Origin of the sequence: Streptomyces sp. NPDC046915 (genome assembly GCF_040644935.1) — a bacterium.
GTDB lineage: Bacteria > Actinomycetota > Actinomycetes > Streptomycetales > Streptomycetaceae > Streptomyces.
This window is the reverse complement of sequence record NZ_JBEYXB010000015.1, coordinates 1-14,543: the sequence shown is the minus strand read 5'-3', so window position 1 is coordinate 14,543 and position 14,543 is coordinate 1. Positions and strand designations below refer to the sequence as shown.

The window sequence follows — 14,543 nt, the reverse complement described above, 5'->3', positions numbered from 1 at the left end:
CCGTGAGTAGGCGGTAGCGGCGATCCGTCGTACTCTTGCGGGGGCACAGCGAGTGCGCCGTGCCCCCGTCGTCCATCCGAATCCGAGGAAGTTGGTCCAGCCGTGGTTTTGGGGTTCTCGATCGCCCTGATCGTCTTCAGCCTGCTGATGATGCTGCTGGTGCTGATGCACAAGGGGAAGGGCGGCGGCCTCTCCGACATGTTCGGTGGCGGCATGCAGTCCTCCGTCGGCGGCTCCTCGGTCGCCGAGCGCAACCTCGACCGGATCACGATCGTGATCGGTCTGCTGTGGTTCGCGTGCATCGTCGTCCTCGGCCTGCTGATGAAGTCGAACAGCTGATCCCAGCTGATCAGCGCCGCACAAGCCCACATATTCCGTACGCAACGCCCCATGTTCGGTACGCGCTCCTGAGCGCGGCCTATCATGGGGCTTGCGTCTTTAGAGCGGGGCTCTTGTAACTCCAATCACTGGACGCGCGTTGGGCCTTACGTAGACTGAGGCGCTCGCAGCGAAGCGAAACGCCGACTCGCTTTGCGGCACCATCACGCAGGGAGTTACGACCGTGGCAAGTGGCAACGCGATCCGAGGTAGCCGGGTCGGGGCGGGGCCGATGGGCGAGGCCGAGCGCGGCGAGTCCGCGCCGCGTCTGCGCATCTCCTTCTGGTGCTCCAACGGGCACGAGACACAGCCCAGCTTCGCCAGCGACGCACAGGTGCCCGAGACCTGGGACTGCCCGCGTTGCGGCTTCCCGGCCGGTCAGGACCGGGACAACCCGCCGGACCCGCCGCGCACCGAGCCCTACAAGACGCACCTCGCGTACGTCAGGGAGCGGCGCAGCGACGCGGACGGCGAGGCGATCCTCGCCGAGGCGCTCGCCAAACTGCGGGGCGAGATCTAGGAGTTGAGAACCGGCTGGGTGCCTGCGGGCGCCTGGCCGGAGCTGTCTCTCCCGCCGGTTCCCCCGCCGGTTCTCCTCCGGCCGACGGCCGATTGTCAGTGGTGCCCTCTACGGTTCGTGTCAGGTCAGCCGTGAGGGGGAGTCGTGACGACGGTCGAGAGCGCGGGCAGGGCCGCGCCCGCGTGGCGTGGGGGTTTCGGGCGGTTGTGGACGGCCGCCGTGGTGTCCCGGTTCGGGGACGCGTTACGGACGTCCGCGCTGCCCCTGCTCGCCGTGCGCCTCACCGACGAGCCGCTCGTCATCGCCTCGGTGACCGCCTGCGGGTACGTACCCTGGCTGCTGTTCGGACTGCTGGGCGGCGCCGTCGCGGACCGGGTGGACCAGCGGCGCGCCATGTGGGCGGTCGACACGGTACGGGGCCTGCTCGTCGCCGGTTTCGCCCTCGCCGTGGGACTCGGGCATGCCTCGATCCCCTTGATGCTGGCACTCGCCTTCGCGCTGACCACCCTCCAGACCCTCTTCGACAACGCCTCCACGGCCCTGCTTCCGTCCCTGGTGGACAGCGAGGCCCTGGGCGCTGCCAACGCCCGGCTGATGACCGGGCAGCAGCTCGCCGGCGGCCTCCTGGCGGGCCCTTTCGTGCCGCTGCTGCTGACCGCGGGGGCCTTCATGCCGTTCGCGGCCGACGCGGGTACGTACCTGGTGGGCGCCGCCCTGGTGGCCTCCCTGCGGATACGGCCGGCCGAGCGGGAGCCGCGCCCGGCCGGCAGCACCCTGCGCGCGGAGATCGGCGCCGGCATACGCGCCCTGTGGCGAGACCGGGCGCTGCGGGCGGTCTGCGTGGCCACGCTGCTGTGCAACATCGGCATGGGCGCCCTGATCGCCACGCTGGTGCTGCACGTGACCCGCTGGCTGGACGCGGGCAACGCGGCCTTCGCGGCCGGGATGACGACGTACGCGGCCGGAAGCCTGCTCGGCGGCTTGGTCGCCCAGCGGATCGCGCGGCGCACCGGGCGGGTCGGGGCCCTGCTGGTCGCGGGCTGCGTGCAGACCTCGTCCCTCGTCCTCATCGGCACCGTCCGGCACCTCGGCGCCCTCCTCGCCGGGATGCTGCTGCTGGGCGCGATGGGCATGGTGTGGAACGTCAACCAGGTCACGCTGATGCAGCAACGAAGCCCCGCGGCGATGATGGGGCGCATCGCGTCCGCCTTCCGCACCGCCTCGACCTCCGGCGCGCCGCTCGGCGCCCTGCTCGGCGGCGCCGTGGCCCGGGCCTGGGGGCTGAACGTGCCCGCCCTGTTCGCGGCCGTGCTCTTCGCTCTGGCCGTCACCTCGTTGATACCGGCGCGTCGGCCGGACGTACCTGTTGTTGCAGCGGACGACGGTGCGACGACCGCTCACGTCACGCGCTGATCAACTAGGTTGGATCCGGCAGCGGGGCAAGGTACGCAGCAGGGACAGGTAGGAAAGAAGGCTGAAGTCCGAAATGAACGCAGACGGCCGTACCAGGCTCAACCAGACGCCCGAGTGGACCGCTCTCGCCAAGCACCGGGAGGAACTCACCGACACCCATCTGCGGGACCTGTTCGCCGCGGAGCCGGGGCGCGGCGCCGGGTACACCCTCCAGGTCGGTGACCTGTACGTCGACCACTCCAAGCACCTGGTCACCGACGAGACGCTGCGGCTGCTGCGCGAGCTGGCCGCCGCCACCGGCGTCTTCGGCCTGCGGGACGCCATGTTCCGTGGCGAGAAGATCAACACGACCGAGCACCGGGCGGTCCTGCACCTTGCGCTGCGGGCCCCGCGTGACGCGGTGATCGAGGTCGACGGGGAGAACGTCGTCCCCGCGGTGCACGCCGTGCTCGACAAGATGAGCGACTTCGCCGAGCGCGTCCGTTCCGGCGAGTGGACGGGGCACACCGGCAGGCGCATCAAGAACGTCGTCAACATCGGCATCGGCGGCTCGGACCTGGGCCCGGCGATGGCGTTCGAGGCGCTGCGCGCCTACACGGACCGCGGCCTCACCGTCCGCTTCGTGTCGAACGTCGACGGGGCGGACCTGCACGAGGCCACGCATGACCTGGACGCGGCGGAGACGCTGTTCATCATCGCCTCCAAGACCTTCACCACCATCGAGACCATCACCAACGCCACCTCGGCCCGCGCATGGCTGCTGAGCGAGCTGGGCGCCGGGCAGGAAGCCGTCGCCAAGCACTTCGTGGCCCTGTCGACGAACGCCGACAAGGTCGGTGAGTTCGGCATCGACACCACCAACATGTTCGAGTTCTGGGACTGGGTCGGCGGGCGGTACTCGTACGACTCGGCGATCGGGCTGTCCCTGATGATCGCCATCGGCCCGGACCGGTTCCGGGAGATGCTGGACGGTTTCCGGATCGTCGACGAGCACTTCAGGACCGCGCCCGCGGAGTCCAACGTGCCGCTGCTGATGGGGCTGTTGGGCATCTGGTACAACAACTTCTTCGACGCCCAGTCGCATGCGGTGCTGCCCTACAGCCACTACCTGTCCAAGTTCACCGCCTACTTGCAGCAGCTGGACATGGAGTCCAACGGCAAGTCCGTGGCGCGGGACGGGCAGGAGGTCGAGTGGCAGACGGGGCCCGTGGTGTGGGGGACGCCGGGCACCAACGGGCAGCACGCCTACTACCAGCTCATCCACCAGGGCACGAAGCTGATCCCGGCGGACTTCATCGGCTTCGCCGAGCCGGTCGCGGAGCTGCGTGACGAGCTGAAGGCGCAGCACGATCTGCTCATGGCCAACTTCTTCGCCCAGACCCAGGCGCTCGCCTTCGGCAAGACGGCGGACGAGGTGCGGGCAGAGGGGGTGTCCGAGGAGCTGGTGGCGCACAAGACCTTCAAGGGCAACCGGCCGACGACGACGATCCTCGCGCGTGAGCTGACGCCGTCCGTGCTCGGTCAGCTCGTCGCGCTGTACGAGCACAAGGTGTTCGTGCAGGGCGCGGTGTGGAACATCGACTCCTTCGACCAGTGGGGCGTGGAGCTCGGCAAGGTCCTCGCCAAGCGGGTCGAGCCGGCGCTGACGGAAGGGGCCGAGGTGCCGGGGCTGGACGCGTCGACGACGGCGCTGGTCGCCAAGTACCGGGCGCTCCGCGGGCGTTGACGGTCAGCTGAGGCGGGGCCCCGTCTCTGGGGCTCCGCCGGGCCCTCAGGCCACCGCGCTCAGTGTGTCCGCCAGCCTTCGGCGGGCCGCTCGGGTGGCCGGGAGGGTGGCCAGGGTGGCGGCGCCCAGGACCGCGGCCAGGGCGAAGGGCAGGAGGAGCAACGGGGACGGGGACTGGGCGATCCCCGCGCCGATGCCGCTGGAGCGGCCCTGGGTGTCGATCAGCCAGTGGGCCAGGGGGAGGCCCAGGGCCGTGCCGGCGAGGACGGCGGCGAGGGCCGTGCAGCTCGTCGCCGTGACGGTGATCGCGGTGATCTGGCGCGGGGACATGCCGATCGCCTTGAGCGCCAGCAGGTCCCGCTCGCTCTCGCGCACCGTGCCGCCGATCGCGGTCAGCAACTCGATGAGGCCGATCAACGCCAGCACGGCGATCAGCCCGGCCACGACGCCGCGCAGCGCGGACAGGCCGTCGGCCGGGTTGGTGACGGCGTGCACGTCGAGGTGGCCGCGGCCGGCCCTGGTCAGGTCGGCGGCGACGCGCTGCGGCTCGGCGGACGGCCGCAGGCGCAGCTGGTACAGGGTGGGGGCCAGCCGCGGGTCGTTCTCGCGGAGGGTGTCCAGGGAGGTGGAGATGACCCGGCCGGCGTTCTCCGGTTCGATGCTGCGGCCCACGATGTGCAGGATCTGCGGCTGGTCGCCGACCGTCATCCGGACCCAGTCGCCGACACGCACGTCGAGGAGGTCGAGCAGGCCCTGCCCGGCCACCGCCTCGTCGGGACCGTTCGCGGGGCGGCCCGCGGCGAGCGTGTACGGGTAGGGGTCGCGGTGGGTGCCGAGGCCCCGCAGGGCGATCGTGGCGGTCTGGCCCGGGACGAGGGCGGCCACCTCGACTCCCGGGTAGACGGCGGCGACCCGGGGGTCGTGGTCCAGCAGGGACCGGGCCTCCCCGTCGCTCATGCCGCTGTCCGCGCGTACGGTGAGCGCCGCCGGGAGACCCATCCGCTCGGGGCTGCGGTGGAAGCGGTCGATGGTGGTCCAGGCGCTCATCGCGACCACGATCAGCAGCAGGGGCAGGGCCAGTCGCCCGATCGTGGCGAGCGTGCGCGGCCGGCGGGTGAACGCCTGGTGCCAGCCCAGGACGAGCGCCGGTGGCAGGCGTAGGCCCAGGGCCCGGCGCGCCAGGCCCGTCAGGCGGCCCCCGGCCGGAGCGGCGGGGCGGGGCACCGGCACCGGCGGCACCCGTCCCGCCCGCCAGGCCGCGAGCCCGGTGACCGCGCCGATGAACAGCACCGCGCCCACCGGCACCGCGGACAGGGCGACCGTGTGTCCGGGCAGCCCCTGCCACACGCCGACCGCGTCGCCGAGCCGGCCGGGGATCGAGGTGCCCAGCCCCTGGATCAGCCCGGCGGCGGCCACGGCGCCCAGCAGGGCGTACGCGACATGCTGGAGCAGGAAGATCCGGACGACCTGGGCAGGGGTGAAGCCGATCGCCTTCAGGACCGAGATGTCCCGCAGATGGCCGCGGATACGGGTGCCGATCGCGCCGTGCACCGCGAACCCGGCGGCGAGGAGCGCGCCGAGGCCGAACAGGCCCAGCACCTGGCCGAGCAGCCGGTTGTCGCCCTGCGCCTCGGCCCGTGCCTGCTGCCAGGTGGAGACCTCGCCGACCGCGCCCGCGCCGAGCACGGTGACGGCGCGCTGGACGGCGTAGTCGGTGTCCTCGGGATCGGTCAGCCGCAGCCCGATCACCCGGCCGCCCGGCCCGCGCAGGGCGGACGGCGGGGCCCAGACCAGTCCGGGCTGCTCGCCCGCCCGGTAGCGGGGTTCGGCGCTGTCGGCGACGCCCACGACGGTCAGTCTCCGGGCGGTGCCGGGCACGGTGAGCGTGTCCCCGGGCTCGGCCAGCAGCGCACGGGCGAGCCGGCTCTCCAGGACGACACCGTCGGGGTCGCCGGCGTCGAGCCAGTGGCCCGAGGTGAGCTGCGGGCGGTCCACGGCAGGCTTCCCGGAGGTGGCACGCAGTTCCACGGAGGCACGGGTGCCGCGCGAGGAGACGGTGGCGGACTCGGTCCGGTAGGGACCGGCGACGGACGCCACGCCGTCGAGTGAGGCGAGCCGGCCGGTGTCCGCGGACCGCACGGTGTGGATCCACACGTGGGCGCCGCGGGACTGGGTGAAGACCCGCTGCCAGGGGTTGGTCGCATAGCCGAACAGCGCCGTGGCCAGCAGCAGCGCGCCGACGATGCCGGCGGTGGCCAGCACGATGAACAGCGCCTCACCGCGATGCGTGCGCAGATCGGAGTGCGCCCAGCGCAGGGTGGCTCGCACGGGTGGTCAGTCCTTCAGTTCCAGCACGCCGGCCAGCCCCGTACGCCGGCGCGACGGTGTGCCGTCCAGTTCCGCGTCGTCGGCGATCCGCCCGTCGAAGAAGCTGATCACGCGGTCGGCGGCGCTCGCCAGCCGGGCGTCGTGGGTGACCAGCAGGATGCTCTGCCCCCGGTCGTGGAACCGGGACAGCAGCCGCATCACCTCGCGGGTGCCCTTGCTGTCCAGGCTGCCCGCGGGCTCGTCGGCCAGCAGCAGCGGGGGATGGTTGACCAGGGCGCGGGCGAGCGCGACCCGCTGCTGCTCGCCGCCGGACAGCTCGCCCGGCATGCTGCGCTCCTTGCCCTCCAGGCCGAGCTCGGCGAGCAGCTCCTCCCGCTCGGCCCGTGCCTGCTTCGGCGAGCGGCCGACCAGCAGCGCGGGCAGCTCGACGTTGTCGGCGACCGACAGATTGGAGACCAGGTTGAAGAACTGGAAGACGATCCCGATCCCTTTCCTGCGCTCCTCGGCCCAGCGTGCCTCGCTGTAGCCGTCGGTGCACCGGCCGTCCAGCCAGATGCTGCCCTCGTCGGGCCGCTGGAGTCCGCCCAGCAGATGCAGCAGCGTCGACTTGCCGGCCCCGGACGGGCCGGTGACCGCGACGAACTCGCCCCGCCGCACGGACAGGTCGACCCCGCGCACGGCACGGGCGGGCGCGCCCTCGCCGTAGTGGGTCTTGACCAGGCCCTCGGCACGCAGCAGCGGAGCGGGGCTCTCGCTCACTCCAGCTCCTCCAGTTCCTCCTGGCACCGTTCCAGCCAGTCCAGGTCGGCCTGTAGGTGCAGCATCGCGCCCTCGATCAGCAGATGGGCGATTCGGTTGTCCCGGCTCTCGGCCGCGGCCAGCTTCGACAGATCACGCATGGTGTTGAGGTACTGGCGCCGCTGCTTGTTGATGAGGGCGATCTGGTCGGCGAGACCGGTCTGCGGGGCGAGGGCGAGTTTCATGAAGAACTCGTCCCGCACCCGCGGTTCGTCCTCGGGCTCCTCGAACCAGACGCGCAGCGCCTCACGCCCGGCTTCGGTGAGGCGGTAGACCTTTTTGTTGGGCCGGCTGGACTGCTCGACGTCCTCGCCCTCGATCAGTCCGGACTTCTCGAGGCGGCCGAGGGTCACATAGATCTGGCCGACGTTCGGCTGAGGGTACGCGGAGCCCAGCTGTTGCTCAAGGCCCTGCTTCAGCTCGTAACCGTGGGCGGGACCGCGCGCGAGGAGTGCCAGGAGGGGCAGGCGCACTCGTGCTCTCCTCCTAGTCTGCGTAATGTGCTCCAGGCCCTAGTATCGCCCATACCTAACAGGTATACATGGCCTCTGACCCGTCGGCGAGGGTGCCGATGGGCCGGTGTACGTGTTCAGGGAGGAACCTATGCGGTGGATGCGCGCCGCCGGTAGGGGCCTTCTCGTCCTCGTCGTGGTCATGACCGGGTACATCGTCTCAGGCACACGCGCCGACGAGGGCGGCACCGGGGACCGCGGCCCGCTCACCCTGGCCACCGCCGGGGACCTCACCGGCTATCTCGGCCCGCTGCTCCAGGGCTGGAACCGCACCCACCCCGGCGAGAAGGTCACCCTCGTCGAGCTGCCGGACTCCGCCGACGAGACCCATGCGCAGATGACCACCGACCTGCGCGACGGCGACCGCAGCCGGTTCGACGTGCTGAACATCGACGTCAACTGGACCTCCGAGTTCGCCGCCGCCGGCTGGATCCGGCCCCTGCCGAGAGACCGCTTCCCCCTCGGCACCTTCCTGAAGCCGGTCGTCGACACGGCCACCTACGACGGACACCTGTACGCCGTCCCGTACGTCACCAACGCCGGCCTGCTCCTGTACCGCAAGGACATCCTGGACAAGGAGGGCGTCCCGCCGCCGCGCACCTGGGCCGAGCTGGAACACGACGCGAAGACCATCGCGCCGAAATACGGACTTGACGGGTACGCGGGCCAGTTCCTGCCGTACGAGGGACTCACGGTCAACGCGGCCGAGGCCGTCTACTCGGCGGGCGGGACCATCCTCGGCGACGAGGGGGAGCGCGTCACCGTGAACTCCGCGGCCGCCCGCGAGGGCATCGGTTTCCTGGCGCGCGGCTTCCGCGAGGGCTGGATCCCGAAGCAGGCGCTGACGTACAAGGAGGAGGAGTCCAAGGACGCCTTCCAGGGCGGCCGGCTGCTCTTCCTGCGCAACTGGCCCTACGCGTACGCCCTCGCCTCGGCCAAGGGCTCCGAGGTCGCCGGGAAGATCGGCGCCGTACCGCTGCCCGGGCCGGACGGGCCGGGGAAGAGCGTCCTCGGCGGCTCCAACCTGGCCGTGAACACGCATGCCCGGCACCCCGATTCCGCCGCGCGCCTCATCGCGTACCTCACCAGTGAGCCCGTCCAGCGCCAGGTCCTCACGCGCGGCTCGCTGCCGCCCGTACGTGCCGCGCTGTACCAGGACCCCGAGCTCGTACGGGAGTTCCCGTACCTGCCGACCCTGCGCGCCGCCCTGGGCGCCGCCAAGCCGCGCCCCAAGAGCCCGCACTACGACCAGGTCAGCCTGGTGGTGCAGGCGGTCGTGCACGACGCGCTGACCGGGCAGGAGACGCCCGAGGCGGCCGTGCGGCGGCTGGCGCGGGAACTCGACGCCGTCGCCCGTCGATAGCCGCATAGTTACTTGTTAGGTAACGCGGACATCTCATCTGGGCTCAAAGCGCCCTGATAAGTCCGGATTTCATCCACCAACTCCTCAGTAGCATCTGTTCTCTTCATTGACACCTCTGTGACGCGCCTACCTAACATGCATGCATAACGGCTGCCCTTCACAGAGACAGGCCACAGGGTTGAACAGGCATCATTGGTGGCGTGACGCGGTGATCTACCAGGTCTACGTCCGCAGCTTCCTCGACAGCACCGGCGACGGCATCGGCGATCTGGCCGGCGTCCGGGCCGGGCTGCCGTACCTGAAGAAGCTCGGCGTCGACGGCATCTGGCTGAGCCCCTTCTACCCCTCGCCCCAGCACGACCACGGCTACGACGTGGCCGACTACTGCGGGGTCGACCCGCTCTTCGGCGACCTCGCCGAGTTCGACCTGCTGGTGGGCGCGGCCCGGCGGCTGGGCATCAAGGTGCTCCTCGACATCGTCCCCAACCACTGCTCCAGCGAGCACCCGTGGTTCCGCGAGGCGCTGGACAGCGCACCCGGCAGCCCGGCCCGGAACCGCTTCCACTTCACCGACGGCCGTGGCCCGGACGGCGGCGAGCCGCCCAACAACTGGCACGCGATGTTCGGCGGCCCGGCCTGGACCAGGGTCGGCGACGGTCAGTGGTACCTGCACATGTTCACGCCCGAGCAGCCCGACTGGAACTGGCGCGACCCCGGAGTGTCCGCCGAGTTCGACCGGATCCTGCGCTTCTGGCTGGACCGCGGTGTGGACGGCTTCCGCATCGACGTCGCCGCCGGTCTCTACAAGCACCCGGACCTGCCGGATTCCCCGGACCCGGAGGCCGACGCCCGCACCCGCGACTCGGTCAACCCGCTCGCCTGGAACCAGCCCGAGGTGCACGAGGTGTGGCGGCACTGGCGGTCGGTGTGCGAGGAGTACACGGCACGCGACGGCCACGAGCGGCTCCTCGTCGGCGAGGTCTCGGTCCCGTCCGCCCGCGAACACGCCCGGTACGTCCGCCCCGACGAACTCCACCAGGCCTTCTTCTTCGACCTGCTCAGCGCCCCCTGGGACCCCGAGGCCTTCCGCAAGGTCATCTCCGAGGCCATGGCGGACATCGCCGGCACGGGCTCCACGGTCACCTGGGTCCTCAACAACCACGACCAGGTCCGCACCGTCACCCGCTACGGCGAACCCGCCACCGGGAGCAGCGGCCTCGGCACCGCCCGCGCCCGCGCCGCCGCACTGCTGATGCTGGCGCTGCCCGGAGCCGCGTACATCTACCAGGGCGAGGAGCTGGGCCTGCCCGAGGTCGTCGACCTGCCCGACGACGTGCTCACCGACCCGATCTTCCGGCGCACCGGCAGCCGCGCCCGCATCCGCGACGGCTGCCGGGTGCCGCTGCCCTGGTCCGGGCAGGCCTCCCCGTTCGGCTTCACCTCCGGGGCGGAGAGCGCCAAGCCGTGGCTGCCGCAGCCCGAGTACTTCGCCGAGTACGCCACCGACCGCGCCCTCGCCGACACCCGCTCCTTCTGGCACCTGTACCGCGACGGCCTCCAACTGCGCGCCGCGCTCCCCCAGTTGGGTGAGGGCTCGCTTCGCTGGCTGGACACCCCGCCGGGCGTCCTCGGCTTCGCCCGCGGCGACGGCCTGGTCTGCGCCGTCAACTTCGGTACGGCGCCCACGCCCGCTCCGGTCTCCGGTACCCCCCTGCTGTCCAGCGGCCCCTGCCCGGCCGGGGTGCTCCCCGGTTCCACGGCCGCCTGGTGGATCAACGATCTCTGATCGCCCGTCACCTCCCCACCCTTCGAAGGGACATCAACGATGATGCGACGACGCACCACCCTGCTCACCGGCTGCACCGCCCTCGTCCTGGCGCTCGGCGCGACCGCCTGCGGCGGCGGCCCGGTCTCCGCCGGCGGCGGCGACAAGGCGCTCAGCGGCCAGACCGTCACCGTGGCCGGTGTCTGGTCCGGCAGCGAGCAGAAGAACTTCCAGAAGGTGCTGGACGCGTTCACCGCGAAGACCGGCGCCAAGACGCAGTTCGTGTCCACGGGCGACAACGTCTCCACCGTCGTCGGCAGCAAGATCGAGGGCGGCAACGCGCCCGACGTCGTCATGGTGCCGCAGGTCGGCGTGCTCCAGCAGTTCGCGAAGAAGGGCTGGCTGAAGCCGCTGTCCACCACCACCGAGAAGTCCGTGGACGCGGGCTACGCGCCGGTCTGGAAGAAGTACGGCAGCGTCGACGGCACCCTCTACGGCCTGTACTTCAAGGCCGCCCACAAGTCGACCGTCTGGTACAGCCCCGACGCCCTCACCCAGGCCGGGGTCAAGCCGCCGAAGACGTACGCCGAGCTGCTGAAGGCCGGGCACACCGTCTCCGACTCCGGGCTGGCCGCCTTCGCGGTCGCCGGACAGGACGGCTGGACCCTGACCGACTGGTTCGAGAACATCTACCTCTCCCAGGCCGGCCCCGAGAAGTACGACGCCCTCGCCGCCCACAAGCTGAAGTGGACCGACGCGAGCGTGGTCAAGGCGCTCGGTACGCTCGGCAAGCTCTTCAAGGACAAGCAGCTGATCGCGGGCGGCCAGAAGGAGGCCCTCAACACCGACTTCCCCGGCTCGGTGGAGAAGGTGTTCGGGCCCAAGCCCGAGGCGGGCATGGTCTACGAGGGCGACTTCGTCGCCGGCGTGGCCCACGACCAGTTCGGCAAGGCCATCGGCAAGGAGGCGAACTTCTTCCCGTTCCCGGCGGTCGACGGCGGCAAGGCGCCGGTCGTCAGCGGCGGTGACGCGGCCGTGGTGCTGAAGGACGGCAAGAACTCCAAGGCCGGGATGAAGCTCCTGGAGTACCTCGCCACCCCCGAGGCCGCGGCCGTGTGGGCGAAGGCGGGCGGCTTCCTCTCCCCGAACAAGCAGCTCGCCCTGGCCTCCTACGGCGACGACGTCACCCGCGCCACCGCCAAGTCCCTGATCGCGGCGGGCGACTCGGTCCGCTTCGACATGTCCGACCAGGCACCCGCGTCCTTCGGCGGCACCAAGGGCGTGGGGGAGTGGAAGCTGCTCCAGGACTTCCTGCGTGACCCGTCCGACCCGAAGGGGACCGCGGCGAAGCTCGAGGCCGCGGCGGCCAAGGCCTACCAGGACTGAGCCGGCAGATGACCGCAACCACACTCGTGAAGCAGAAGGGGGCGGGCTCCCCGCCGCCGGGCTCGCTCGCCGAGCGCGCCCGGCGCTCGCGGCGGCGCGGCCGGATCGGCGCCCTGCTCTTCGTCTTCCCCGCACTGCTCCTGCTCGGCGCGCTCGTCGTCTACCCGGTGCTGTTCTCCGTCGGCCGGAGCTTCTTCGACGCCTCCGGCTCGCGCTTCGTCGGCGCGGACAACTACACGGAGATGTTCCGCGACCCGGCGACGCTCAAGGCCGTCCGGAACACGACCATCTGGGTGGTCGTCGCCCCGGCCCTGCTGACCGGGCTCGGTCTGATCCTCGCCGTCCTGGTGGAGAAGGTCCGCTGGGCCACGGCGTTCAAGCTGCTGCTGTTCATGCCGATGGCCGTGTCCTTCCTCGCGGCGGGCATCATCTTCCGGCTCGCCTACGACGAGGACCCGAACAAGGGCGTCCTGAACGCCGCCGTGGTCTCGGTCCACGACGCCTTCGAGGGCACCTCGTCGTACCCGACGGCACGGGCCCGTGCGGGACAGGAGCTGACCCCAGGGCACGACGGCTCGTACGGGACGAAGGCCGCCGTGTCACCGGGCGACCTGGTGACGCTCCCCATGGTCGGCGTCCTGCCCAAGGACCTGCCGAAGGGCGCCGCGCCCGCCTACCCGGCGGCCGGGGAGAAGGGCGCTGCCGATGAACTGCGCGGCGTCGTCTACCTGGACTTCACACCGGGTGGTGGCGGCGAGCAGGGCAAGGTCGACCGGCGGGAGAGCGGGCTGCCCGGCATGAAGGTCGAGGCGGTGCGCGGCGGGCGGACGGTCGCGAGCACGACGACCGCGTCCGACGGCTCCTTCCGCTTCTCCGGGCTGCACACCGGCTCGTACACGCTGAAGCTGCCCGAGTCGAACTTCGCACCGCCCTACCAGGGAGTCTCCTGGCTCGGCCCGACCCTCGTCACGCCCGCGATCATCGGCGCCTACCTCTGGATCTGGACCGGATTCGCGATGGTGCTGATCGGCGCCGGGCTGTCGACCCTGCCCCGGGACGCCCTGGAGGCGGCCCGGATGGACGGCGCGAACGAGTGGCAGATCTTCCGCCGCATCACGGTCCCCCTGCTCGCCCCCGTCCTCACCGTGGTCTTCGTGACCCTGGTGATCAACGTGATGAAGGTCTTCGACCTCGTCTACATCATCGCGCCCGGACCGGTGCAGGAGGACGCCACCGTACTGGCCACCCAGATGTGGCTGGTGTCCTTCGGCGGCGGCAACAACCAGGGCCTCGGCAGTGCGCTGGGCGTGCTCCTGCTGCTGCTGGTGATCCCCGCGATGGTCTTCAACGTCCGCCGCTTCCGAAGGAGTCAGCGATGAGGAGTCAGCGATGAACGCGGTCAGGCGGGGCCTCGGCAACGGCCTGGTGCAGGCCTTCCTGGTGGTGATCGGCCTGGTCTGGCTGACCCCGCTCGCGGGCCTGTTCCTCTCCTCGCTGCGCTCGGCACAGGACACGGCCAAGGGCGGCTGGTGGACGGCGCTGGCGAGCCCCGGACAGCTGTCCTTCGACAACTACTCGGCGCTGCTCAAGAACGCCGGGATGACCCAGGCCTTCTGGAACACGGTGCTGATCTCGGTGCCGGCGACCGTCCTCGTCGTCGTCCTCGCGTCCCTCGCCGGATACGCCTTCGCCTGGCTGGACTTCCCGGGCCGGGAGCCCGTCTTCCTGCTCGTGGTCGCCCTGTTGGTGGTGCCGGTGCAGATCGGTCTGCTGCCGGTCGCCAAACTCTTCGGTCAGCTCGGCCTGTTCGGCACGATTCCCGGCGTCGTCCTGTTCCACGTCGCCTACGGTCTGCCGTTCGCGGTGTTCCTGCTGCGCAACTACTTCGCCGAGATGCCCAAGGAGATGCTGGAGGCGGCCCGCATGGACGGCGGCAGCGAGTGGCGGATCTTCACCCGCCTCGTCCTGCCCGTGGGCCGGCCCGCCATCGCCAGCCTCGCCATCTTCCAGTTCCTCTGGGTCTGGAACGACATGCTGGTCGCCCTGCTCTTCGCCGACAGCTCCTCCCAGCCGCTGACGGTCGAACTCCAGTCCCAGATCAGGCAGTTCGGCAGCAACATCGATGTCCTCGCACCCGGCGCCTTCCTGTCGCTGATCGTGCCGGTGGTCGTGTTCTTCGCGTTCCAGCGGCACTTCGTGCAGGGGGTGATGGCGGGGTCCGTGAAGTAGGAGCGCGAAGAAGAAGGGGCGGGGGGGGGGGGGGCCCCCCCCCCCCCCCCCCGCCCGCCCCGCCCCCCCCCCCGCCCCCCCCCCCGCCCCCCCCCCCCCCCCCCCCGGGGGGGCCCCCCCGCCGA

The 14,543-nt window shown here is 71.2% G+C and carries 12 protein-coding genes; 9 read left to right on the top strand and 3 right to left on the bottom strand.

The annotated features are described in order from the left end of the window. Positions 1 to 102: 102 nt before the first annotated feature. From secG to pgi, 4 genes are all read left to right on the top strand, one after another. Positions 103 to 339: a preprotein translocase subunit SecG gene (secG, locus tag ABZ915_RS32585; protein ID WP_361437046.1), complete on the top strand. Its 237-nt coding sequence runs from the start codon at positions 103 to 105 to the stop codon at positions 337 to 339. A gap of 223 nt (positions 340 to 562) precedes the next feature. Continuing rightward, complete coding sequence (locus ABZ915_RS32580) at positions 563 to 898, top strand: RNA polymerase-binding protein RbpA (RefSeq protein WP_003976875.1); 336 nt, start codon at positions 563 to 565, stop codon at positions 896 to 898. Between the two features lie 144 nt (positions 899 to 1,042). After that, complete coding sequence (locus ABZ915_RS32575; RefSeq protein ID WP_361810679.1) at positions 1,043 to 2,311, top strand: MFS transporter; 1,269 nt, start codon at positions 1,043 to 1,045, stop codon at positions 2,309 to 2,311. A gap of 73 nt (positions 2,312 to 2,384) precedes the next feature. Next, on the top strand, positions 2,385 to 4,037 hold the full coding sequence (gene pgi, locus ABZ915_RS32570; RefSeq protein ID WP_361810677.1) for a glucose-6-phosphate isomerase: 1,653 nt from the start codon (positions 2,385 to 2,387) through the stop codon (positions 4,035 to 4,037). A 45-nt stretch (positions 4,038 to 4,082) separates the two neighbouring features. On the opposite strand, the gene ABZ915_RS32565 is transcribed toward pgi, so the two are convergent. From ABZ915_RS32565 to ABZ915_RS32555, 3 genes are read right to left on the bottom strand one after another with little or no spacing between them, the layout of a single operon-like run. Next, positions 4,083 to 6,365: an FtsX-like permease family protein gene (locus tag ABZ915_RS32565; RefSeq protein WP_361810675.1), complete on the bottom strand. Its 2,283-nt coding sequence runs from the start codon at positions 6,363 to 6,365 to the stop codon at positions 4,083 to 4,085. 6 nt (positions 6,366 to 6,371) lie between these two features. After that, a complete protein-coding gene (locus ABZ915_RS32560; protein WP_361810673.1) occupies positions 6,372 to 7,124 on the bottom strand; it encodes an ABC transporter ATP-binding protein in 753 nt (250 codons plus the stop codon). Continuing rightward, positions 7,121 to 7,636 carry a PadR family transcriptional regulator gene (locus tag ABZ915_RS32555; RefSeq protein WP_361810671.1) on the bottom strand — a complete coding sequence of 172 codons (516 nt, stop codon included), beginning with the start codon at positions 7,634 to 7,636 and terminating at the stop codon, positions 7,121 to 7,123. The genes ABZ915_RS32560 and ABZ915_RS32555 overlap by 4 nt, the downstream gene beginning before the upstream one ends. 130 nt (positions 7,637 to 7,766) lie before the next feature. Here ABZ915_RS32555 and ABZ915_RS32550 point away from each other — a divergent pair, with 130 nt between their 5' ends. From ABZ915_RS32550 to ABZ915_RS32530, 5 genes are all read left to right on the top strand, one after another. Beyond that, on the top strand, positions 7,767 to 9,038 hold the full coding sequence (locus ABZ915_RS32550; RefSeq protein ID WP_361810669.1) for an ABC transporter substrate-binding protein: 1,272 nt from the start codon (positions 7,767 to 7,769) through the stop codon (positions 9,036 to 9,038). Between the two features lie 139 nt (positions 9,039 to 9,177). Next, a complete protein-coding gene (locus tag ABZ915_RS32545; RefSeq protein ID WP_361810667.1) occupies positions 9,178 to 10,824 on the top strand; it encodes a glycoside hydrolase family 13 protein in 1,647 nt (548 codons plus the stop codon). 39 nt (positions 10,825 to 10,863) lie between these two features. Beyond that, positions 10,864 to 12,189 (top strand): ABC transporter substrate-binding protein, encoded by a 1,326-nt coding sequence (locus ABZ915_RS32540; RefSeq protein WP_361810665.1) that lies wholly within the window; start codon positions 10,864 to 10,866, stop codon positions 12,187 to 12,189. An 8-nt stretch (positions 12,190 to 12,197) separates the two neighbouring features. Beyond that, positions 12,198 to 13,568, top strand: a complete 1,371-nt coding sequence (locus tag ABZ915_RS32535) for an ABC transporter permease subunit (protein WP_361810663.1) — start codon at positions 12,198 to 12,200, stop codon at positions 13,566 to 13,568. A gap of 10 nt (positions 13,569 to 13,578) precedes the next feature. Beyond that, on the top strand, positions 13,579 to 14,418 hold the full coding sequence (locus ABZ915_RS32530) for a carbohydrate ABC transporter permease (RefSeq protein ID WP_361810661.1): 840 nt from the start codon (positions 13,579 to 13,581) through the stop codon (positions 14,416 to 14,418). Positions 14,419 to 14,543: the final 125 nt, after the last annotated feature.

What these genes read in the sequence shown, in the direction of transcription:
- ABZ915_RS32550 (WP_361810669.1), top strand. Translation starts at nt 7,767, where the DNA reads ATGCGGTGGATGCGCGCCGCCGGTAGGGGCCTTCTCGTCCTCGTCGTG.
- pgi (WP_361810677.1), top strand. Translation starts at nt 2,385, where the DNA reads ATGAACGCAGACGGCCGTACCAGGCTCAACCAGACGCCCGAGTGGACC.
- ABZ915_RS32545 (WP_361810667.1), top strand. Translation starts at nt 9,178, where the DNA reads ATGCATAACGGCTGCCCTTCACAGAGACAGGCCACAGGGTTGAACAGG.
- ABZ915_RS32530 (WP_361810661.1), top strand. Translation starts at nt 13,579, where the DNA reads ATGAACGCGGTCAGGCGGGGCCTCGGCAACGGCCTGGTGCAGGCCTTC.
- ABZ915_RS32540 (WP_361810665.1), top strand. Translation starts at nt 10,864, where the DNA reads ATGATGCGACGACGCACCACCCTGCTCACCGGCTGCACCGCCCTCGTC.
- ABZ915_RS32535 (WP_361810663.1), top strand. Translation starts at nt 12,198, where the DNA reads ATGACCGCAACCACACTCGTGAAGCAGAAGGGGGCGGGCTCCCCGCCG.